Source organism: Pseudomonas fakonensis, assembly GCF_019139895.1.
Lineage (GTDB): Bacteria > Pseudomonadota > Gammaproteobacteria > Pseudomonadales > Pseudomonadaceae > Aquipseudomonas > Aquipseudomonas fakonensis.
The window spans coordinates 3530119-3549276 of record NZ_CP077076.1 but is presented as its reverse complement, the minus strand read 5'-3'; the positions used below and the strand labels follow the sequence as shown (position 1 = coordinate 3549276).

The following is a 19158-nucleotide window of genomic DNA, read 5'->3' as shown; positions in this document are numbered from 1 at the left end:
CCCAAGGGAACTACTGCATGATGATTGGAGCAGCGTGCCGGCCCTTGAGTTCCATGCTCAGCTTAGTTCCAGCCAGATCGGTGCATGGTCCGAAGGTTTTTCCATGCCGCGCAGTTCGTAATCCACGCCAGCGGCCTTGACCCGTGGCAGCAGCCCTTGCGAGGCCATGATCAGGTCGATGCGCAGGCCGCGCTTGGGCTCGTCCTCGAAGCCCCGGCTGCGGTAGTCGAACCAGCTGAAACGGTCGGCCACTTCCGGGTGCAGGTGGCGGAAGCTGTCCACCAGGCCCCAGCCTTTGAGGCGCTCCATCCATTCACGCTCTTCGGGCAAGAAGCTGCACTTGCCGGTCTTCAGCCAGCGCTTGGCGTTGTCGGCGCCGATGCCGATGTCGCAATCTTGCGGTGAAATATTCACATCGCCCATCACCAGCAATGGCTGATCGTTCTTGAAGCGGCTTTCCAGCAGGGCCTGCAGGTCGGCGTAAAAGCGCTGCTTGGCCGGGAACTTGGTGGGGTGGTCGCGGCTCTCGCCTTGCGGGAAGTAACCGTTCATCACGGTGATCGGGGTGCCGTTGGCGTCGGCGAAGGTGCCCCAGATGAAGCGCCGCTGGGCATCTTCTTCATCGGTGCTGAAACCCTTGTGAATCTCCAGCGGCGCCTGGCGCGAGAGCAGGGCGACGCCGTAGTGGCCTTTCTGCCCGTGGTAGTGCACGTGGTAGCCCAGTGTCTGCACATCGGCGAGGGGGAACTGGTCGTCGCTGACCTTGGTTTCCTGCAGGCCGATCACGTCCGGCTGGTGCTTGTCGATCAGTGCCGCCAACTGGTGCGGGCGGGCGCGCAGGCCGTTGATGTTGAAAGAGACGACTTTCATGGAAAGGCATTCCTGGTAAAAGCCACGGATGCTAGCCGACATCGGCCGTCGCGGCCAGCATGGCAGGCCTGGGTGGGCGCTGCTAACGTGCTGTTTGAGGTGAACCCTGCGTGGCCTGACACCTCCAAGGCACTGTATGCCCATTCCAGGAGGACTGCCCGCCATGCCCGATGCACCGGCCTGTATCTGCCAGCTCGACGAAGGCTATGCCCGTGAAGCGCGCTCGTTGCTTTTTCACGCCTACCGGCATGATCCGACCTACGCCTGGCTGTTCGACGCCCAGCGCCCAGGCTATGAACGGCGCCTGCGGGTGGTGATCCGCGAGTGGCTGCGCCAGCATTTCTACCTGCAGTTGCCCGCCATCGGCGTGCTGGTGGAAGACCGCCTGGCGGGTGTGGCGCTGATTGCGCCGCCGTTGCGCCGGCTTGGGGTGGCCGACAGTTGGGCCTGGCGCCTGCGCATGGTTCTTGGTACCGGTTTACGCTGCACCCGGCGCTACCTGGACTACCAGGCAGCGCTTGCCAGTTGCCTGCCCGGCGGGCAAGTGCATGTGCTGCCGCTGCTCGGGGTACACCCGCAGTTCCAGGGCCGGCACCTGGGCGAGCAGCTGTTGCAGGCCGTGCACGACTGGTGCGGCGAAATCCCGGGTACCCAAGGCGTGGTGCTGGACACCGGCAATGAACACTATCTGGCGTTCTACCGGCGCCTGGGCTACGAAGAAATCGGCGAAGTGGCAATAGGGCCAGTCCGGGAACGTATCTTGTTTTATCCCAACACCTTGTCATCCTCGGCGACATCAGTGTGACCGCAGGTTCCAGCGGCCCCCTTGGCCGCTTCGCTCTGGTAGCATGCCCCGCATGACGTACACAGGACGACTTGGCTGGGGCCTGCTATTACTGGCCGCCAGCTCCATGGCATGGGCCCAGAGTGAACTGCTGGTGCGGGTCAAACCCGCCAACAAGGCGCTCAAGGGCAATATCGAAAACTACATCGGCAGCTTGGGTGAGCGCGACGAAGACGCCTTGCAGCGCTTCAGCCGTGGCGCCGAGGAGCAGGCGCGCAAGGCTGTCCAGGCACTGGGCTACTACCAGGCGCATATCGAAACCCAGGTAAACCCGCCGCCCGAGGCGGGCAAGGCGCCGCAACTGGTGATCCGGGTCGAACCCGGCGAGCCGGTGCGCCTGCGCAACGTCACCGTGCGCATCGAAGGGCCGGCCAGCGAACTCAAGGCTTTCCGCATACCCGACAGCCGTGCCCTGCGCCCTGGCGAGCCGCTCAACCACGGCCTTTACGAAGATGCCAAGCGGCTTATCCAGAACCAGGCCTCGCGCTATGGCTTCTTCACTGGGCGTTTCGAGCGCCAGCGCCTGGCGGTTGACCCGCGTGCCGGTGTCGCCGATATCGAGCTGGTCTACCAGAGCGGTCCGCGTTACACCTTGGGCGCGGTCAGGTTCGCTGGCGACACGCCGCTGGACGACGACCTGTTGCAGCGCATGGTGCAGTTCAAGCCTGGCACCCCCTACGACTCGGAACTGATCGCCGAGCTGAACAACGACTTGCAATCGAGCGGTTATTTCGAAGGTGTGCGCGTGGATGCCGCACCGACCGCCGCAGTGGCGCAGGAGATCCCGGTCGAGGTCCAACTGGACACCCGCAAGCCGCGTACCATGGGCCTGGGCCTGGGCTTTTCCACGGACGTGGGGCCGCGGGCCAAGGCCAACTGGACCCGCCACTGGGTGAACGCCCAAGGCCACAGTTATGGTTGGGAGACCGAGTTGTCGGCCCCGCGGCAGAACGTCGGCCTTTGGTACGACATTCCGCTGGACCCGCCATTGACCGACAAACTGCGTTTTGCCGGTGGCTACCAGAACGAGGACATCGCCGGCACTGACACGCTGAGCAAGCTGCTGACCGTGGGCCCCGAATGGCATAGCAAGCTGCCCAGTGGCTGGCAGCGGGTGATCTCGCTCAAGTACCAGCGCGAGGAGTACCGCCTGGGCGATGACTCGGGGCTGAGCAACCTGCTGATGCCGGGGGTGAGCTTCAGCTACCTGCGCAGCGACAACCGTATCGACCCGCACCATGGCTACCGCCTGCAGTTCGACCTGCAGGCGGCCAAGGAGGGCCTGGGTTCGGACACCAACCTGATCCATGGCAACGTGCTGCTCAAGGGCCTGACCACGCTGGGCGAGCGTCACCGTTTGCTGGGCCGTGTGCAGTTTGGCGGCAGCGCCACCAATGGCTACCAGCAGAATATTCCGCCGTCGCTGCGCTTCTTTGCCGGTGGCGACCAGAGCGTGCGCGGCTACGACTACCAGTCGCTGTCACCGGAAAACAACAAGGGCGACAAGATCGGCGGTCGCTACCTGGTGGCCGGCAGCGCCGAGTACCAGTACTCGGTTGCCGAAAAATGGCGCGTGGCGACCTTCATCGACCAAGGCAACTCGTTCAACTCGTTGGAACTGCCCAGCCTCAAGACCGGCGTCGGTATAGGCGTGCGCTGGGTTTCGCCGGTGGGGCCGCTGCGCCTGGACCTGGCCCGGGCACTGGACGATGACGGTGGTTTGCGTTTGCACTTTTCCATGGGGCCCGAGCTGTGATGCGTGTGTTCAAATCGACCCTGCTCGGCCTGAGCGTGTTGCTGCTGTTCATCTCCCTGGCGCTGGCCTGGGTGTTGGGTAGTCAGGCGGGCAGCCGCTGGGCCCTGGGGCTGGTGCCCGGGCTTGAAGTAAGCGATTTCAGTGGACGCCTGGGTGGCCATTGGCAGGCCAGCCAGTTGCACTGGCGCAGCGGCGATGATCAGGTGGCGCTCGAGGCGCCGCAATTGAGCTGGTCGCCCGCCTGCCTGCTGCGTGGCGCCTTGTGCATCGACCGGTTGCAGGCCACCCGCATCGATATGGCTTTTGCGCCCGGCGAGCAGCCAGCGGATAACACTCCGTTCAGCCTGCCGGCCATCAAGCTGCCGCTGGCCATCGAGCTGGGCGAGGTCAAGGTCGGGCAATTGCGCCTGGACGGCAGCGACCTGCTGGGCGACTTGCAACTGGCGGCGCACTGGACGGCGACGGGCCTGCGGGTGGACAGCCTGCAACTGCGCCGGGACGATTTGCAACTGAGCCTGCAAGGCGAACTGCAACCCCAGGGTGATTGGCCATTGCAACTGCAAGGCTCGTTGCAACTGCCCGAAGTGGATGGCCAGGCCTGGCAGCTGGCGCTGGCCCTCAAGGGCGAGCTGCAGAAGACCCTGGTACTGGACGCCACCAGCAGTGGTTACCTGGCGGCGCGGCTCAACGGTGAAGTGCAGGCGTTGGCTCAGCACCTGCCGGCGAAGCTGAGCATCCGCTCAGAGGCGTTCAAGCCGGCGGCGAGCCTGCCAGACACCCTGCAGTTGAACCAGTTGCAGCTGGACGCCCAAGGCGACCTGGCCGCAGGCTACCGGTTGTCCGGCAACGCATCGCTGCCTGCAGAACAAGGGCCGGTCGCGCTGCAACTGGCAGGCAAGGTAGATGCCAAAGGCGCGCGTCTGGACGCCCTGGATCTGACCGCCAGCGACACCCAGCGCCTGAAGCTGCAAGCCAGCGCCGACTGGCAACAGGGCCTGAGCGCCGAGGTCACGGCCGACTGGCTGGACTTCCCCTGGCTGCGCCTGTACCCCTTGCAGACGCCGCCGCAGGTGGTGCTCAAGCGCTTCGCCGCGCAGGTTAAATACCGCGATGGCAATTACAGCGGCACCTTTGACGGTGACCTCGACGGCCCGGCCGGCGCATTCAAGCTGGCTAGCCCGTTCGACGGTGACCTCACCCAGGTGCGCCTGCCGCAGTTGGCATTGACCGCAGGGCAGGGCAAGGCCGCCGGCAGCGTGGCGCTGCGTTTTGCCGGCACTCTGGCCTGGGATGTCGACCTGCAACTGTCGGCACTGGATCCGGCCTATTGGCTGGCCGAGCTGCCTGGCACCTTGGCCGGGCCCTTGCGCAGCCAGGGTGAACTGAAGAACGAGCAACTGCGGCTCAAGGCGCAGCTCGACCTGAAAGGCCGCTTGCGCGGCCAGCCGGCCATGCTCAAGGTGGATGCCGACGGTGCGGGTGATAACTGGACCCTGGGCAGCCTGGCTGTGCAACTGGGCGACAATCGCCTCAATGGCAGTGCCAGCCTGCAGCAGCGCCTGGCCGGGCGCATCGACCTCGACCTGCCGCGCCTCGGCCAGCTATGGCCGGGCCTGCAAGGCCAGGCCAAAGGCCGCCTGGACCTGGCCGGCACACTTGCCGCGCCGCAGGGCACGCTGACCTTGCAAGGCCAGCAACTGGCCCAAGCCGAAAACCGGCTGCAGCGCCTGGCCCTGGAGGCACGCCTGGACAGCGCCCAGCGCGGTCAGCTCAAGCTCGACGCCAGTGGCATTCGCCTGGGGAACACCGCGTTGGGCGAACTCAGCGTGCAGGGCAAGGGCGATATCCGTCAGCAGACGGCAACCCTGGCGCTGAATGGCCCGCAGCTGAAACTCGACCTGGCCGCGGACGGCACGCTGGGTAAAGGTGACTGGCGCGGTCGCCTGGCCAGCGGGCGCATCCAGGCCGGTGGCCAGGACTGGCAGTTGCAGGCGCCGGCAAAGCTGCAGCGTCTGGCCAGCGGTCAATTGGACTTCGGTGCCCATTGCTGGCGCTCAGGGCAGGCCAGCCTGTGTGGTGAGGACCAGCGCCTGGCCCCCGAGCCGCGCCTGCGCTATCACCTCAAGCAGTTCCCGCTGGACAGCCTGGCGCACTGGCTGCCCAAGGACTTCGCCTGGCAGGGCCTGCTCAATGCCGACGTCAACCTGGATATCCCAGCCAGCGGGCCCAAGGGCAGCATCCGTATCGATGCCGGCGGTGGCACGCTGCGGGTACGTGACAACGGTCGCTGGGTCGACTTCCCTTATCAGGTGCTGCGCCTGGACAGCATGCTCGCGCCGCGCCGAGTCGACACCCGCCTGGACTTTCGCGGCGAGCGCCTGGGCGAGCTGGCCTTGAACACCCGCCTGGACCCACTGGGCCGCAACAAGCCGCTGTCGGGTGATTTCCGCCTGGCCGGGCTGGACCTGTCCATCGCCCGGCCGTTTCTGCCGATGGTCGAGCGCCTGGCTGGCCAGCTCAACGGTAGCGGCCGGCTGTCGGGCAGCCTGATGGCGCCCCAGGTCAGCGGTAACCTCGCCCTCAGTGGCGGTGAGGTCAGCGGTGCCGAACTGCCGGTGAGCGTGCAGCAACTGGCTGTTCAGGCGCAGATCGACGGGGAACGGGTGCAGCTTGCAGGTAACTGGCGAAGCGGCGACGCCGGCCAAGGGCAGTTGGCCGGGAGCCTGACCTGGGGCCTGGCACTGGCAATGGACTTGCGTCTGCAAGGGCAGCAGTTACCCGTTACTGTCGAGCCCTACGCCACCCTGGAGGTGGAGCCCGACCTGGTGATCCGTTTGCAGGACGACAGGCTGGCAGTCACCGGCAAGGTGCTGGTGCCCAAGGGCAAGATCGTGGTGCGCGAGTTGCCGCCCTCGACGGTCAAGGTCTCTGACGACACCGTGATCGTTGGTCAGCAGACCGAGGAGGGCAAGCCAGCCATGGCGGTGGCCATGGACATCGATGTCGAGGTAGGGCGGGAGAAACTGTCGTTCAGCGGCTTTGGCCTGACGGCCAACCTGCTCGGGCATGTACATATTGGCGACAACCTCGATACCCGTGGTGAGCTGAGCCTGGCCGACGGCCGTTACCGTGCCTACGGCCAGCGCCTGACCATCCGCCGTGCGCGGCTGCTGTTTGCCGGTCCCATCGACCAGCCCTACCTGGATATCGAGGCGATCCGCCAGGTGGATGACGTAACTGCCGGCATCCGCCTGAGCGGCAATGCCGAGCAACCCACTACCAAGGTGTTTTCGGAGCCCGCCATGAGCCAGGAGCAGGCGTTGTCCTACCTGGTCATGGGCCGGCCGCTGGGGGCCTCGGGTGAAGACAGCAACATGTTGGCCGAAGCCGCCCTGGGGTTGGGCCTGGCTGGCAGTGCTGGGCTGACTGGCAGCCTTGCATCGAACCTGGGTATCGATGACTTCCAGCTCGATACCCAGGGCTCGGGTAACAGCACCAGTGTGGTGGCCAGCGGTAACCTCACGGAGCGTCTGAGTTTGCGTTACGGGGTGGGGGTGTTCGAGCCGGCCAACACCATTGCGTTGCGCTACAAGCTCAGCCGCAAGGTATACCTGGAGGCTGCCAGCGGGTTGGCCAGTTCGCTGGACATCTTCTACAAACGTGATTTCTGAACCTGTGCGGCGGCGGGCCTTCAGGCCCGTCAGCTGCCTGCACAGTCCCTGCATTCGGCCCCTGAAGTCGCAAGGCCAGGGGCGCCGCCTGCACTGGCGCAGCTAAGCGCCAGTTGCCCTTGCGCGGGGCTCAGCAATTGCCGGCAAGTCGCCCCCTGGCAAGCCCCGAGCCCTACGCTGCAAAAACCGTCGTGGTGTCACCACCCTCAACGAGCCGGGCACTCCAGCCGCCGGATATTGCCGATCTGGCGCAGGCTCAAGCCATACTTGTCGGCCAGCAAGCTACGCGATAGCCCATTGGCGCTCTCTTTCTGAATTTGCTGGTTGCGCAACTGGCGCTGGAAGTGGTCGGCCTTGGGAATCTCCAGTGCCATGCCCGCATAGCGCTTGATCAGCGCATCCAGGGCGTCGGCTGGCAGTACGTCGGCGAGCTTGGTGCGCTCACGGTGTTTGGGGATGTACTTGGGGCGGCCGCCGAAGGCGCAGGCCAGGTGGTAAGCGTTTTCCAGGCCAATGCATTCAATCAGCGATTGCAGCGAATGCGGCAGTTGGCTGATATCGATGTTGCTCAGGTCAGGCATTTCCATACGAGGCTTCCTTCTTTCTGGAGGAGAAGCGCACCGGGCTGCGGTTCGCATCTGACTGCCACTCAGGCAGTGGCTCGGCTCGATTTTCGAACAGCAGTAGAAAGTGTCGCTAGGCGCGATACGGACCGGGGGTTGTAGCCTTAACAGCCTGTTGCTCGCAGGGATTTTTTTCAGCCCTTGTAGGAAATGGCCTCGCGGCAAGCAACACGGGCCCGGAGAGCCCCCGTAGAAGGTGTTCCATGATGGCGCAATGGGTGCATTACCTTGGAGGCTCTCCATGCAGGTGTGCCCCGGCATGGTGGGTGGCAGGAAAGTCAGCGAGGGGAACGGCAGCGAGGTATCATGGCGCCGGCTCGAAGCAGCCCCAAAGTCAAAGATGCAGCAAGGAAACCCCGATGACACACGTGCAGCGCCTCAAATATTCGATCCTGATCATCCTGGTGGTGCTGGGCCTGATGCTCGGCCTGAGCCACCTGCAGAAGCAGGGCACCATCAGCGAGCAGACATTCCAGTATTTCGCCATCGCCATTGCGGTGATCGTGGTGGTGATCAACGGGATCTTGCGGCGCAAGGTCAAGCCCTGACGGGCATGGGCCGGCAGCGAGTGGCCGGCCAAGCGCTCAGCGTGCAGCGGCTTGTTCGAGGACGGCCCGGGCTTGCGGGTTGAGGCTGTAGCATTTGTCACTGCCCAGGTTGATCACGCCTTCGGCGCACAGGCGCTTGAGCACCTCACGCACGCTCAGGAACGACAGCGGGATATCCAGCTGTTCAAGCTGCGCATGCACGCCGCGCACACCGATACTGCGCCCGTTGAGATCGGCCGCATGCAGGGTGTCGATGACTTTCAGGCGGATCAGGCTGGTGCGCAGGCCGAAGGTGCGCAGCAGCTCGCGGATCTGTTCGTTGCCCACGCGCCCGGTCTCTTCACTGGGCGTGGCCGCCGGCCTTGGCGGTGTCTGCAGCAGGGGTTGCGGGTGATACATGTGAATGCTCCTTTTCGTGGACTGTCCCGAAATCATGGGTGCCTCACTAGATAAGACGAATGAAAACGGCAAATCTGCAGCCCTGGTTGAAAAAAAAAGGGTGTGTGCAGTTGAAGACGTCGCAGGTGGGCGAGGGACGTAAAATTTTCATCTGGCCAATCGTTTGATCGGGATGACCCCCGATTTGCACGAGGAGTGCCTGTGACCTTTTCAAAACGTGCTGTATTTCGCCTGGGCCTCACCACAGTGCTGGCCACTGCGAGCCTGGCCTGCCAGGCGGGCGAAGCCGGCGATGCATCGGCGCAGATCCGCCGCACCAGCTTCGGTACGCCACACATCCTGGCCAAGGATGAACGTGGCCTGGGCTACGGCATCGGTTACGCCTACGCCCAGGACAACCTGTGCCTGCTGGCCAACGAAGTGCTCACGGTGAACGGCGAGCGCTCCCGCTATTTGGGGGCGGCCGGCAAGACTCCGGATCAGCGCGACAACCTGGCCAGTGACCTGTTCTTCACCTGGCTCAACAACCCCACTGCAACCAGCGCCTTCCTGCAGGCGCAACCTGCTGCCGTGCGTGACCTGCTGGAAGGCTATGCCAGTGGCTACAACCGTGCGCTGGGCGAGCGCCGTGCCCAAGGCTTGCCTGCCGAGTGTGGCGATGGTGATTGGGTCAGGCCGATCACCAGCCTGGACCTGGTCAAGCTGACCCGGCGCCTGCTGGCCGAAGGCGGTGTCGGCCAGTTCGCCGAGGCGGTGGTCGCTGCAACCCCACCCAAGCTGGCTGCGCAACGCCCAACGGTCGACTACGGCCAGGCCCTGGCCCGTCAGCAGCAGTTCGCCCAGTCACGCGGCAGCAACGCGGTGGCAGTTGGAGCGCAGCGCTCGGCCACGGGGCGCGGTATGCTGCTGGCCAACCCGCATTTCCCCTGGATAGGGGGCATGCGTTTTTATCAGATGCAACTGACCATCCCGGGCCAACTGGATGTGATGGGGGCTGCGCTGCCGGGGTTGCCGGTGGTCAACATCGGTTTCAACCGCCATCTGGCATGGACTCATACCGTCGACAAGTCCAATCATTTCACCCTCTACCGCCTGCAGCTGGACCCGAAAGACCCGACCCGCTACCTGTTCGACGGGCAGTCCCTGCCATTGACGCCGTACAAGGTCAGCGTCGCCGTGAAGGGCGAGGATGGCACCTTGCAAACCGTTGAGCGCTCCCTGTACCTGTCGAAGTTCGGGCCCGTGGTGCAATGGCCCGGTCGCCTGGACTGGGATAACCAGGCCGCCTACAGCTTGCGTGATGCCAACCTGGACAACACCCGGGTCCTGCAGCAGTGGTACCAGATCAACCGCGCAGGCAGCCTGCAAGCACTGAAGGATTCGGTGGCCCAGTTGCAGGGCGTGCCGTGGGTCAACACCGTGGCCGTGGATGAGGCTGGCCATGCGCTGTACCTGAACCAGTCGGTGGTGCCCTATGTGGACGAGGCCCTGCTCGGGCAATGTGGCAATCCGCAGCAGGCCGGCCCGCTGGTGGTGCTGGATGGCTCGCGCAGCGCCTGCCAATGGAAGGTCGACCCGCAGGCTGCCCAGCCGGGCATCTTCCCGATAGGGCTGCTGCCAAGCCTTGAGCGCACCGACTACGTGCAACACTCCAACGACTCGGCCTGGCTGGCCAACCCGGCTGCGCCGCTGACCGGTTTCTCGCCGCTGGTCAGCCGTGCCGGGCAGCCGCTGGGCATGCGCAGCCGCTTTGCCCTGCAGCGTCTGGCAGGCAATGGCAAAGTCAGTGCAGATGACCTGCAACGTATGGTGTTCGACGACGAGGTGTACCTGGCCAGCCTGCTGCGCCCGGACCTGCTGCAATGGTGCCAGGGCGTCGACGCCGACCTGCAGTCGCTGTGCGCCAACCTGAAGGCCTGGAACGGCAAGGCTGGCCTGGACGCGGGCATTGGCCTGGTGCATTTCCAGAACATGGCCGCCGTGCTGCAGCAGCATCCCGAAATCTGGCGGGTGGCGTTCGACCCGGCCGACCCGCTGCATACCCCGCGTGGTCTGGCGGTGGAGCAGGCGGCGGTGCGCAAGCTGTTGCGCGAAGCGGCACTGGCCTCGATCGAGCAGGTGAAAAAGGACGGGCTGGCCGCTGACGTGCGCTGGGGGCAGGTGCAACTGGCAAAAAACGGTGTGCCGGTGCCGGGCGGGGCGCAGGAGCTGGGGGTATACAACGCGATGATCAGCGTGCCGGTGGCGCCAGGCAAGCGCCTGGTGGTCAGTGGCTCGAGCTACCTGCAGGTGGTGACCTTCACCGATCAGGGGCCAAAAGCTGAAGGGATACTGGCGTTCTCGCTGTCCAGCGAGGCGGCCTCCGGCCATGCATCCGACCAGACCAAGGCCTTTGCTGCCGGAAAGCTGACCGCCATTCCGTTCACCGAGGCGCAGATCAAGGCAGACCCTGAGTATCGCGCGGTGGTGATCCGGGAACGGGACGGTGCGGCGATCGCCAGCAAGCAATGATGCCGTAAACAACGCAAATCACTAACAAATCAACCAGCCAGCCATTCGGCCAGCCAGCTCTTGATCTGGCTCTTGATCTGGCTGTTGATCTTGCCTCTAAGCGCGCGGTAGTTCAGGCAACACAAATCGCGACTTCAGGAGGCCGAGCGTAGGGATTGCGTAGGAGGGCGACCGGCATGGATGCCGGTCGAGCGCCGATCGGGCCAGGGACGGCCCGTCGGCGCGTACCTCCGGAGCAAGCCCGGAGCGAGGGAACCCCCGAAGCGCAGCGTAGGGGGCCGGATGATGGGAGCAGGCGGCTTTGGTTACTTTGGCCGTCCAAAGTAACCCGCCGTAAGGGCGGAAAGGTGACGAAAAGCGCTCATCGTCAACGAATGCGCATACATCTCCCAAAGCAATCACCCTGAACTCCGAGCCCGAACCCGAACACCTCACCCCCCCGACTGCCGCCAACTCACCTCCCCAATCCCAAACCGCTCCGCCATGGGCCTGCTGACCTTGCGAATGTGCTCACGCCCATAGCGCCCAATCCTCCCCACCCCCGCATCACAACTGGCCCAGTGCCAGGCCTCGGCATTGTCCATCCGCTCGGCACGGACGATGAACGACTTGCGCTCGCCATGCAGCAGATACTCGATCACATACAGTTTGGCGTCGATCATCACCCGTCTCGGTTCGCAGCCCATCCCTGAACGTGGGAACCCCCCATCCCCGAGAAAGTTTCAAAAAACACGAGAAGACGGTGGATGAGCGGTCAAGTTCCAACCGCTGGTCGGCCCACCCCCGTCACCGATCGAACAATCGCGGCAGCGCCGGGTTCTTCCACTAAGGTGCTAGATGATCTTGCGCCATACCGGTGCCTCGGGGAACGGACTGCCCACCGAGGGTACAACCGACAACAGGGCCATCCAGAGAGGTCGTACCATGTCGTTGATAGGCGTTTCGATGCTGGAGATGCGGCAGATGATCGAGCAGGCCTGCCTGCCGGATCGCTGCGAGGTGAGTTGCACGGACGGTGAACACCTGACCATCCGCCTGGGCCAGGCAGACGATGTACTGACCGTGACTGACGTGGCGGTGGCAAACCTGAACAGTTGCCGTGACCTGGTGGGGCTGGTGGCGCAGCTCAAGGCCCAGCGCCAGGCACCCGCACAGCCGCTCAAGGCCATTGCCTGACTTAGGTGTCGTCCGGTCAGCCCAGGCTGGCCGGGCGCACGTATTGCGGTATCAGTCCGTTGGACCAGAACAGGATCATCGCCACCAGGATGGTCACCAGCAGCAGCAGGCCCACCCCCCACACGCAGGTCGCGAACAACATCGCCTGTTCCTTGCGTAGCCGCAAAAAAGTCTGCAGCCCGCCGTACAGCAGTACACTCGCGTAAGCCGATGCCCCCAGCAGCGCCACCACTGCCAGCCAGCGCATCGGCACCAGGCCAACCACGCCTGCGGCGAACCACGGTGTGGCGCAATAGGCGGCAAAGCCGATGCACTGGTTCAGGCTCGGTTGCACGTCGAATCCCCGCGACATCCAGCGGATCATCACCCCCATCAACATCACCCCCACCACCGTGGTGGCATACAACAGGCCGGCCAGTTGCACGGCGCTGGCCATCCCCAGGCGTACGCGCTCCTCGGCCGCCAGGCTCCAGCCGAAAGTGCTGGTGCCGATGAACAGGCACACAGCGGGCACCAACGCCATCAGCAGCAGGCGCGGCAAATACTGTTGCGGGTGGTCCTCCTCGGCGCGGCGGATGTCGATCCAGGCGTCGTCCGGGTGGGTGAAGAGCTTGAGCAACGGGCTGTTCATGGCGTTCTCCTCCAGGCTATGTGCCCTGTAGTTATGGAGACGCCCGGGTTCTGCGGGGTTCAGCCGGGTTTGGCGCCGCTGATCGGCTTATTGCAGTTCCACCAGTAGGTTCAGCCCGCCGTCACCGCACTTGCCCTGGTCGCGCACCACGCCGTGGTAGCTGCGGCCATCCCAGGTAAAGGCCACGCTGTGGGCGCGCTCGACCTTGTCGGGCAGCGGCGGGCAAATGTGCAGGCGCAGGGCTGGGCGGCCTTGCAAGTTGAGGGCGGCGAGTTGGGCCTGGCATTCGACACTCAAGGCGACGGGACCAAAAAGAGTGTCGCGGACGTAGTCCAGTTGCAGGCAGGCGTTGGGGGCGCGGCAGGACATTTTCATGGGGCGGCTGGCTCCTGACGAAATGATGGCGGGCATCAAATGTTGGAAGCCTGACCGAAGGAAGTGTTCAGATTATTTCATCGGGTTTCATCCACGGCATTTCCCTGGCTTGCCCACCCCCCTGCAGGAGCCGGCTTGCCGGCGATAAGGCCCTTACACGCAACCTCAATTGGCCCTGCGCTACGGCCGCTGCGGCTTCGCCGAGCGCCCGAAATTGCTGCCCATGCGATTGGACGTAGCCGCCGGCGTGGCCAGCCCCAGCTGGCTGGGCGAGCGCTTGTGCAACTGCTGCACCGGGTCGAGCCGCTGTTGCAGACCCTTGGTGGCCTGTGCGTTGTCGCCCTGCAACTGCTGGGTGAGGCAGTCGTAGGCCAGCGCCCGGTACTGACCGACCTGCACGTCGATACAGCCTTCGCGGGCCTGGCCTTGTTCGGCCAGTACCGGGCAGGCACAGGCCAGTAGCAAGGGCAGGGTGGCCAGTTTAAGTCGCTCCATGATCGGGTATCTCGTAGGGAATCCTCGGGCGAGTCTAGCCGGCGTCGACATGTGTCGGGGTGAAGCTTTGGTTGCCGTGCGCTGTCACCACAGCGTCATACACAGGCCGCAGGATGGCGATTCCCTGGCACCGGCACTGGCAAGGAGGCGCCTATCCGTGCGTGCATACCTGCTGGCAGGCCTGCTATTGCTCTGGTTGATGCCGCTGCGTGCCCAGCCGCTGCTGGCGTTGGACATTCCGGCCCAGCCGTTGGGCCAGGCCCTGGACAGTTTCGGCCGGCAGAGCGGCCTGGCGGTGCTGGTGGATCAGGCGCTGTTGGGCGGCGTGCGTTCAAGCCCGGTGCAGGGGCGTTACCTGGCCCGTGAAGGGTTGCAGCGGCTGTTGCAGGGTACTGGCCTGGAGGCGCGTTACAGCGGCAAGGGCGGTTTCACCCTGCAGCCATTGCAGTTGCACGGGCAGCCGCCGCAAAACCGTGAACACGGCGTGCCGGGCGGCAGCTACGCCCAGGCGTTGCAACAGGCCGTGGAGCGTGCCCTGTGCGCTTCGGCGCAGACCCGCCCCGGCAGTTACCGCGCGGCCCTGCAGGTGTGGATCGATGCCCGTGGCCAGCTGGTGCAGAGCCGCCTGCTGGCCACGACCGGCGACTACGCCCGCGATACGGCCGTGGTCGAGCGTTTGCGAGCGGTGCGCCTGGACCGGGCACCGCCGTCATCCCTGGCGCAGCCGGTCACCCTGCTGCTGCGCCCGGTACCTATGGATTGCCCACTTTCGCAAGGAGCTGCGGCGGCATGAACAAACCTCGGGACAGTGCGCTGGTCAAGCTGTTTCTGAGCCACTACGACGCCTTCAGGGTGCGCCTGAAGCGCCGGCTTGGTTCGGACGACCTGGCCAACGATGTACTGCAGGAAACCTACCTGCGGGTCGATCGCATGGAGGGCGTGCACGAGGTGCACAAGCCCGGTGCCTACCTGTACCGCATGGCCCTGAATGTCGCCGCCGACCGCCGCGAGGCCGACGCGCGCCTGCTCACCGGTGCCGAGATCGAAAGCCTGCTGCAGGTGGCCGAGGACCAGGACCCTGCGCGCATCGTCGGCGGCCAGCGTGAAATCCAGAACCTGCTGGGGGCACTTTACGAGCTGCCGGCACGGCGCCGGCGAATCTTCATCGCCGCACGCCTGGAAGAGGCTTCGCACCAGGAAATCTCGCAGCGTTTCGGTATTTCCACGCGCACGGTGGAAAAAGAACTCAAGGCGGCGTTGGGGCATTGTGCGATGCGCCTTGAAAGAAAAGTGTTCCAGCGGTTCGGTCCGGGGGCGGGAAAACCGTCTTGATCAATAGTCGACTTTTTCGTGTGAACGCCATGCCCCAGATTTCCCCCGACAGCGAACTGCAGCGCCAGGCCCAGGACTGGCTGGTGCGGCTGACTTCCGGCCAGGCCACCCAGGCCGATGCCAACGCCCTGCGCCAGTGGTGCGCGCGCAGCCCGGCGCATGCCGAGGCCTTTGCCCAGGCGCGCGAGCTGTGGCATCTGCTGGGCCCGGCGGCGCGCCAGGCCAGCCAGGTGGTACCGATGCCGCGCCTGAGCCGTCGGGCACTGTTGGGCGGCGCGGTGGCGGCATCTGCCGCGTTCGTGGTGTGGCGCGGCGGGCTGCTGGAGGCGCCGGATACAGCCGAGGTGGCCTTCGCGACCGAGCAGGGCGAGCAGCGCAGCATTCTGCTGGCGCCAGGCATTGACCTGGAGCTGAACGTGCGCACGCGGGTGGGTCGTGAAGGCCAGGCCCTTGCGCTGCTCAGCGGCGAGATCGAAGTGCAGGCCAGCCAGGCCGTGCAGGTGCGCGCAAGGCAGGGGCTGATCAGCGCTGCCCAGGCGCGGTTCAATGTGCGCGAGCTGGATGATGCGGTGTGCGTCACTTGCCTTAGCGGTGAGTTGCGTATCGCCACCCAAGGCCAGGACGCGGTGCTGCCGGCCGGCCAGCAATTGCGCTATGGCGCCCAAGGGCTGGGCACCCCGGAGCGGTTCGACGCAGGCCAGGTGATGGCCTGGCGCGAGCGCATGCTGGTGTTCCGTGATGCGCCGCTGGCACAGGTGATTGACGAGATCAACCGCTACCGCCCTGGGCGTCTGGTGCTGCTGAACCCGACCCTGGGCCGGCGCCGGGTACAGGCGCGCTTCAGTTTCGAGCAGTTGCCCGAAGCCGCAGCGTTGATTCGCGCCGCCTATGGCGCCCGCTGCCTGGAGTTGCCTGGCGGGGTGGTTTTGGTCAGTTGAACGGGCCGAGCACCTGGCGGTAGCGCTCGTCGCCCTGGGGGCCGCGCCAGGTCAGGCGCACCTCCAGCCCCATGGGGTTGTCGCGGGCTTCGCCGGCAGGTGATTGCCAGCCGCCCTTGGCCTGCCAGTCGCGCAGGCTGAATGCCGTGACGTTTTCCAGTACTGCTACTGCGCCCTTGGGGGCTGGCAATGGGTAGTGGTCCTGGGCAGGGGCCGTGGCGCGATACAAGGTGCCGCCCTGCAGGTACCAGCGCACCCGCTGCAACCCGCTGCCGGGTATGGCGCCGCTGCGCACCAGCTCCAGCCGGTCGGCGCGGGCGCGCACCGCCGGCAGCAGCGGTTTGCCCGGGGCTTCACGGCCGGGCAGCGGTGGCTCGAGCAATTCCAGGCTGGCGCGCAGGGCCAGGTCGCGCTGCAACTGCTGGAACACCCTCAGTACTGACTGGTTGTCATCGTGGGCCTGGCGTACATGGCGGTCGGCACGGCTGACGCTGTCCAGCCCGCGCCAGGCAATCAGGCTGACCACCGCCATCAGCAGGATGGCGATCATCACTTCGATCAGGGTGAAGCCCTGTTGCCGGCCAGCCGGGCCAGGGCCCGACTGGCGCCGCTCCCTTGTAGGAGCCGGCTTGCCGGCGATGAGGCCAGAACAGGCGAAGGACGTGTGTGGATGGTACCGGCCATGCCGGTGATCGCCGGCACGCCGGCTCCTACAGGGGGCGCATGCAGTCCAATCATTCATGGCTGGCTCACCCGCACCCGCCCTGCAGCGCTTCGGCTGACCTGAACCATTGCCGGGCCACTGCGCAGGCGCAAACGCAGCGGCTCGCTCACCCATTCCCCCTCCAGCCAGATTGCCCCCTTGGGCTCGGTTTGCACCTTGATCCCTTCGGCTTGCCAGCGCCTGGGCCTGAGCGGCCCGTCCTGCACCACCTGGCCATCGGCACGCACGAAGCGGTAGCCCTCGCCGTCGCTTTGCCAGTGCAACGCCTGGCCTTCGGCCTGTGCCTCGCTTTGCGCCAGCTCAAGCAGTTGCGCCAGGCGTTCAGCATCACTGCGCAACGGCTTGGCCGGGTCTGGGCGGATGTTCAGGCTGATGGCGGCGCTGGCGATGCCGACGATCACCAGCACCACCATCAGCTCGATCAGGGTGAAACCGTGTTGTCCATTCACAGGGCTGCTCCTTTTCTTGCCAGACAGCTTGCCCGGGCAAGATGATCGGCGTGTGAAACAAAATCGTGAGAATTGCTCGCTATGCTCGGGGCCTGGTGTCCAAGGAGCAGGTGAGCGCAATGTTCGAGCGTTTCAGGGTTTCATCCGGCCAGCTGTTGCAGGGCCTGGGCTTGCTGGCCGTCGTTGCGGGCCTGGCCACGTTTGCCAGCGTGCTGTGGCCAAGGTCGACGGTGGTGGCCGATGCGCCGGGCACAGTGCTCGAAGTGCCCGTCGACAGCGCTGCCGGGCGCTGGTTTGCCGACCTGCCATCCCAGGCGCAGATCACCGTCAGCGGGGTCATGGCCGGCAGCCAGGGCGCGGTGGCCATTGTCAGCCTCGACGGCGGCCCGGCGCGCGCAGTACGCAGTGGCGAGGAGCTGGCCCGTGGCGTGCGCCTGGTGGCCATCGAGGGCCAGGGCTTGTTGATCGAACGCGGCGGCCAGCGCAGCCGCATCGAAGTGCCGGTGCTGGCCCAGGCCGGGTTCTGGGGCGAGCCGCCTCAGCCCTCGGCGAACTGACGCAGGCGCTCGCCGTCCAGGCGGTAGCGCACCCACTCGTCCTGGGCCTCGGCGCCCAGCGACTGGTAGAAGCCGATGGCCGGCTCGTTCCAGTCCAGCACGCTCCATTCCAGGCGCCCGCAACCGTTGGCCACGGCTTCGCGGGCGATGTGCCGCAGCAGGCTGCGCCCGGCGCCGTCGCCGCGCTGTTGCGGCGTCACGTACAGGTCTTCGAGGTAGATGCCGTTGCGCCCCAGCCAGGTGGAGTAGCTATAGAAATACACGGCAAAACCGATGGCCACGCCGTCACGCTCGCAGACCAGGCTGTGCACGGTGCTGCCCTCGTCGAACAGGCTGTGCTCGATGTCGGCGACGCTAGCCACTACCTCATGCCGGGCGCGTTCGTAGTCGGCAAGTTCCGTGATGAAGGTGAGAATCTGTGTGGCGTCGCTGCGCACGGCAGGGCGGATGATCAGGCTCATGGCGGGCTTCCTTGTGGGTATGCCGACAGTTATCTGTGATTCGTCCTACAAGGGTCAACCATATCAGTAAGCTGTACGTGCGCAATTTATCATAACTGTACCGGTCCAATTACCGAGGACTTGGTTACCGTGGCGGTACAACTTTTGTAATAACTGGAAACACTGCCATGCTTGCCTCCCTCGACCTGCTCACGGCCTTCGTGCTGTTTGCCTTTGTCTCGTCCATCACTCCCGGCCCCAACAACACCATGCTACTGGCCTCGGGGGTCAACTTTGGTGTGCGCCGCAGTGTGCCCCACGCCTTGGGCATCAGCATCGGTTTCGGGGTGATGGTGCTGGCGGTGGGCCTGGGGCTGGGCGAGGTGTTCAAGGCCTGGCCGCCGCTGTACAGCATCCTGCGCTACGGTGGCGCGGCGTACCTGTTGTACCTGGCCTGGAAGATTGCCACCTCGGGGCCGATGGCCGGCGATACCGCCAGTGGCCGCAAGCCACTGAGTTTCTGGGGCGCGGCTGCGTTCCAGTGGGTCAACCCGAAAGCCTGGGTCATGGCGCTGGGGGCAATCACCACCTACACCCCGGCCCAGGGCTATGTGTTCAACGTCATTGTCATTGCCGCGCTGTTCACCCTGGTCAACCTGCCTAGCGTGGGTATCTGGGTAATGTTTGGCAGCGCCCTGCGCAACCTGCTGCGCAAGCCGCGCGCGGTGGTGCTGTTCAATGTCCTGATGGCCGTGCTGCTGGTGATTTCGCTGTATCCGTTACTCTTTGTAGAATCGGCGTTTTCTTAAAGTACGAAAC

Annotated in this window: 21 protein-coding genes; 11 read left to right on the top strand and 10 right to left on the bottom strand. The window is 65.1% G+C overall.

The features are described 5' to 3' along the window. Nucleotides 1-57: 57 nt before the first annotated feature. Nucleotides 58-870, bottom strand: coding sequence for an exodeoxyribonuclease III (gene xthA / locus KSS94_RS15645; protein ID WP_217839005.1), 813 nt, complete (start codon nucleotides 868-870; stop codon nucleotides 58-60). Nucleotides 871-1033: 163 nt separating this feature from the next. Here xthA and KSS94_RS15640 point away from each other — a divergent pair, with 163 nt between their 5' ends. From KSS94_RS15640 to KSS94_RS15630, 3 genes are read left to right on the top strand one after another with little or no spacing between them, the layout of a single operon-like run. Beyond that, on the top strand, nucleotides 1034-1675 hold the full coding sequence (locus tag KSS94_RS15640) for a GNAT family N-acetyltransferase (protein ID WP_217839004.1): 642 nt from the start codon (nucleotides 1034-1036) through the stop codon (nucleotides 1673-1675). 52 nt (nucleotides 1676-1727) lie between these two features. Beyond that, complete coding sequence (locus KSS94_RS15635) at nucleotides 1728-3470, top strand: autotransporter assembly complex protein TamA (RefSeq protein ID WP_217839003.1); 1743 nt, start codon at nucleotides 1728-1730, stop codon at nucleotides 3468-3470. After that, on the top strand, nucleotides 3467-7141 hold the full coding sequence (locus KSS94_RS15630; RefSeq protein ID WP_437179977.1) for a translocation/assembly module TamB domain-containing protein: 3675 nt from the start codon (nucleotides 3467-3469) through the stop codon (nucleotides 7139-7141). The genes KSS94_RS15635 and KSS94_RS15630 overlap by 4 nt, the downstream gene beginning before the upstream one ends. A gap of 206 nt (nucleotides 7142-7347) precedes the next feature. On the opposite strand, the gene KSS94_RS15625 is transcribed toward KSS94_RS15630, so the two are convergent. Further along, nucleotides 7348-7728, bottom strand: coding sequence for a Mor transcription activator family protein (locus KSS94_RS15625; RefSeq protein ID WP_217839001.1), 381 nt, complete (start codon nucleotides 7726-7728; stop codon nucleotides 7348-7350). Nucleotides 7729-8123: 395 nt separating this feature from the next. On the opposite strand from KSS94_RS15625, the gene KSS94_RS15620 reads away from it, so the two are divergent. Continuing rightward, complete coding sequence (locus KSS94_RS15620) at nucleotides 8124-8312, top strand: hypothetical protein (RefSeq protein ID WP_217839000.1); 189 nt, start codon at nucleotides 8124-8126, stop codon at nucleotides 8310-8312. Between the two features lie 36 nt (nucleotides 8313-8348). On the opposite strand, the gene KSS94_RS15615 is transcribed toward KSS94_RS15620, so the two are convergent. Then, on the bottom strand, nucleotides 8349-8711 hold the full coding sequence (locus KSS94_RS15615) for a fe2+ zn2+ uptake regulation protein (RefSeq protein WP_217838999.1): 363 nt from the start codon (nucleotides 8709-8711) through the stop codon (nucleotides 8349-8351). 231 nt (nucleotides 8712-8942) lie between these two features. Between KSS94_RS15615 and pvdQ the strand changes: the two genes are divergently transcribed. Then, nucleotides 8943-11222 carry a bifunctional acylase PvdQ gene (pvdQ, locus tag KSS94_RS15610; RefSeq protein WP_437180017.1) on the top strand — a complete coding sequence of 760 codons (2280 nt, stop codon included), beginning with the start codon at nucleotides 8943-8945 and terminating at the stop codon, nucleotides 11220-11222. Nucleotides 11223-11653: 431 nt separating this feature from the next. Here pvdQ and KSS94_RS15605 read toward each other — a convergent pair whose 3' ends face one another. After that, nucleotides 11654-11884: a DUF6555 family protein gene (locus KSS94_RS15605; RefSeq protein ID WP_217838997.1), complete on the bottom strand. Its 231-nt coding sequence runs from the start codon at nucleotides 11882-11884 to the stop codon at nucleotides 11654-11656. 262 nt (nucleotides 11885-12146) lie between these two features. Here KSS94_RS15605 and KSS94_RS15600 point away from each other — a divergent pair, with 262 nt between their 5' ends. After that, the gene (locus KSS94_RS15600; protein ID WP_217838996.1) at nucleotides 12147-12398 is read left to right on the top strand and encodes a DUF1652 domain-containing protein; all 252 of its coding nucleotides are present in this window, start codon (nucleotides 12147-12149) and stop codon (nucleotides 12396-12398) included. Nucleotides 12399-12414: 16 nt separating this feature from the next. Here KSS94_RS15600 and KSS94_RS15595 read toward each other — a convergent pair whose 3' ends face one another. From KSS94_RS15595 to KSS94_RS15585, 3 genes are all read right to left on the bottom strand, one after another. Continuing rightward, the gene (locus tag KSS94_RS15595) at nucleotides 12415-13029 is read right to left on the bottom strand and encodes a Yip1 family protein (protein WP_217838995.1); all 615 of its coding nucleotides are present in this window, start codon (nucleotides 13027-13029) and stop codon (nucleotides 12415-12417) included. 87 nt (nucleotides 13030-13116) lie between these two features. Beyond that, nucleotides 13117-13404, bottom strand: a complete 288-nt coding sequence (locus KSS94_RS15590) for a hypothetical protein (RefSeq protein ID WP_217838994.1) — start codon at nucleotides 13402-13404, stop codon at nucleotides 13117-13119. A gap of 180 nt (nucleotides 13405-13584) precedes the next feature. Further along, nucleotides 13585-13899, bottom strand: a complete 315-nt coding sequence (locus tag KSS94_RS15585) for a hypothetical protein (protein WP_217838993.1) — start codon at nucleotides 13897-13899, stop codon at nucleotides 13585-13587. A gap of 157 nt (nucleotides 13900-14056) precedes the next feature. Here KSS94_RS15585 and KSS94_RS15580 point away from each other — a divergent pair, with 157 nt between their 5' ends. The 3 genes from KSS94_RS15580 to KSS94_RS15570 are packed head-to-tail and all read left to right on the top strand — an operon-like array spanning nucleotide 14057 to nucleotide 16169. After that, nucleotides 14057-14692: an STN domain-containing protein gene (locus KSS94_RS15580; RefSeq protein ID WP_225935795.1), complete on the top strand. Its 636-nt coding sequence runs from the start codon at nucleotides 14057-14059 to the stop codon at nucleotides 14690-14692. Next, nucleotides 14689-15231, top strand: coding sequence for an RNA polymerase sigma factor (locus KSS94_RS15575; RefSeq protein WP_217838992.1), 543 nt, complete (start codon nucleotides 14689-14691; stop codon nucleotides 15229-15231). Before KSS94_RS15580 ends, KSS94_RS15575 begins: the two co-directional genes overlap by 4 nt. Nucleotides 15232-15260: 29 nt before the next feature. Further along, nucleotides 15261-16169 carry a FecR family protein gene (locus KSS94_RS15570; RefSeq protein ID WP_217838991.1) on the top strand — a complete coding sequence of 303 codons (909 nt, stop codon included), beginning with the start codon at nucleotides 15261-15263 and terminating at the stop codon, nucleotides 16167-16169. Here the strand turns inward: KSS94_RS15570 and KSS94_RS15565 are convergent. Together KSS94_RS15565 and gspH are read right to left on the bottom strand one after the other, a co-directional pair. Then, complete coding sequence (locus KSS94_RS15565) at nucleotides 16162-16809, bottom strand: type II secretion system protein GspJ (protein ID WP_225935902.1); 648 nt, start codon at nucleotides 16807-16809, stop codon at nucleotides 16162-16164. The genes KSS94_RS15570 and KSS94_RS15565 overlap by 8 nt on opposite strands. A 98-nt stretch (nucleotides 16810-16907) precedes the next feature. Beyond that, the gene (gspH, locus tag KSS94_RS15560; RefSeq protein ID WP_217838989.1) at nucleotides 16908-17342 is read right to left on the bottom strand and encodes a type II secretion system minor pseudopilin GspH; all 435 of its coding nucleotides are present in this window, start codon (nucleotides 17340-17342) and stop codon (nucleotides 16908-16910) included. Nucleotides 17343-17461: 119 nt separating this feature from the next. Here gspH and KSS94_RS15555 point away from each other — a divergent pair, with 119 nt between their 5' ends. Then, entirely contained in the window at nucleotides 17462-17899 is a 438-nt protein-coding gene (locus KSS94_RS15555; RefSeq protein ID WP_217838988.1) for a type II secretion system protein N, read from the top strand. Here KSS94_RS15555 and KSS94_RS15550 read toward each other — a convergent pair. Continuing rightward, on the bottom strand, nucleotides 17881-18360 hold the full coding sequence (locus tag KSS94_RS15550) for a GNAT family N-acetyltransferase (protein WP_217838987.1): 480 nt from the start codon (nucleotides 18358-18360) through the stop codon (nucleotides 17881-17883). The two genes, KSS94_RS15555 and KSS94_RS15550, sit on opposite strands and share 19 nt — an antisense overlap. A gap of 167 nt (nucleotides 18361-18527) precedes the next feature. Here KSS94_RS15550 and KSS94_RS15545 point away from each other — a divergent pair, with 167 nt between their 5' ends. After that, nucleotides 18528-19148: a LysE family translocator gene (locus tag KSS94_RS15545; protein ID WP_217838986.1), complete on the top strand. Its 621-nt coding sequence runs from the start codon at nucleotides 18528-18530 to the stop codon at nucleotides 19146-19148. The last annotated feature ends 10 nt before the right edge of the window (nucleotides 19149-19158 follow it).

Coding starts and splice junctions, on each gene's coding strand:
- KSS94_RS15625 (WP_217839001.1), bottom strand. CDS start 7,728: ATGGAAATGCCTGACCTGAGCAACATCGATATCAGCCAACTGCCGCAT.
- xthA (WP_217839005.1), bottom strand. CDS start 870: ATGAAAGTCGTCTCTTTCAACATCAACGGCCTGCGCGCCCGCCCGCAC.
- KSS94_RS15615 (WP_217838999.1), bottom strand. CDS start 8,711: ATGTATCACCCGCAACCCCTGCTGCAGACACCGCCAAGGCCGGCGGCC.
- KSS94_RS15640 (WP_217839004.1), top strand. CDS start 1,034: ATGCCCGATGCACCGGCCTGTATCTGCCAGCTCGACGAAGGCTATGCC.
- KSS94_RS15590 (WP_217838994.1), bottom strand. CDS start 13,404: ATGAAAATGTCCTGCCGCGCCCCCAACGCCTGCCTGCAACTGGACTAC.
- KSS94_RS15600 (WP_217838996.1), top strand. CDS start 12,147: ATGTCGTTGATAGGCGTTTCGATGCTGGAGATGCGGCAGATGATCGAG.
- KSS94_RS15570 (WP_217838991.1), top strand. CDS start 15,261: ATGCCCCAGATTTCCCCCGACAGCGAACTGCAGCGCCAGGCCCAGGAC.
- KSS94_RS15545 (WP_217838986.1), top strand. CDS start 18,528: ATGCTTGCCTCCCTCGACCTGCTCACGGCCTTCGTGCTGTTTGCCTTT.
- KSS94_RS15575 (WP_217838992.1), top strand. CDS start 14,689: ATGAACAAACCTCGGGACAGTGCGCTGGTCAAGCTGTTTCTGAGCCAC.
- KSS94_RS15595 (WP_217838995.1), bottom strand. CDS start 13,029: ATGAACAGCCCGTTGCTCAAGCTCTTCACCCACCCGGACGACGCCTGG.
- KSS94_RS15585 (WP_217838993.1), bottom strand. CDS start 13,899: ATGGAGCGACTTAAACTGGCCACCCTGCCCTTGCTACTGGCCTGTGCC.
- KSS94_RS15555 (WP_217838988.1), top strand. CDS start 17,462: ATGTTCGAGCGTTTCAGGGTTTCATCCGGCCAGCTGTTGCAGGGCCTG.
- KSS94_RS15620 (WP_217839000.1), top strand. CDS start 8,124: ATGACACACGTGCAGCGCCTCAAATATTCGATCCTGATCATCCTGGTG.
- KSS94_RS15635 (WP_217839003.1), top strand. CDS start 1,728: ATGACGTACACAGGACGACTTGGCTGGGGCCTGCTATTACTGGCCGCC.
- KSS94_RS15605 (WP_217838997.1), bottom strand. CDS start 11,884: ATGATCGACGCCAAACTGTATGTGATCGAGTATCTGCTGCATGGCGAG.
- KSS94_RS15550 (WP_217838987.1), bottom strand. CDS start 18,360: ATGAGCCTGATCATCCGCCCTGCCGTGCGCAGCGACGCCACACAGATT.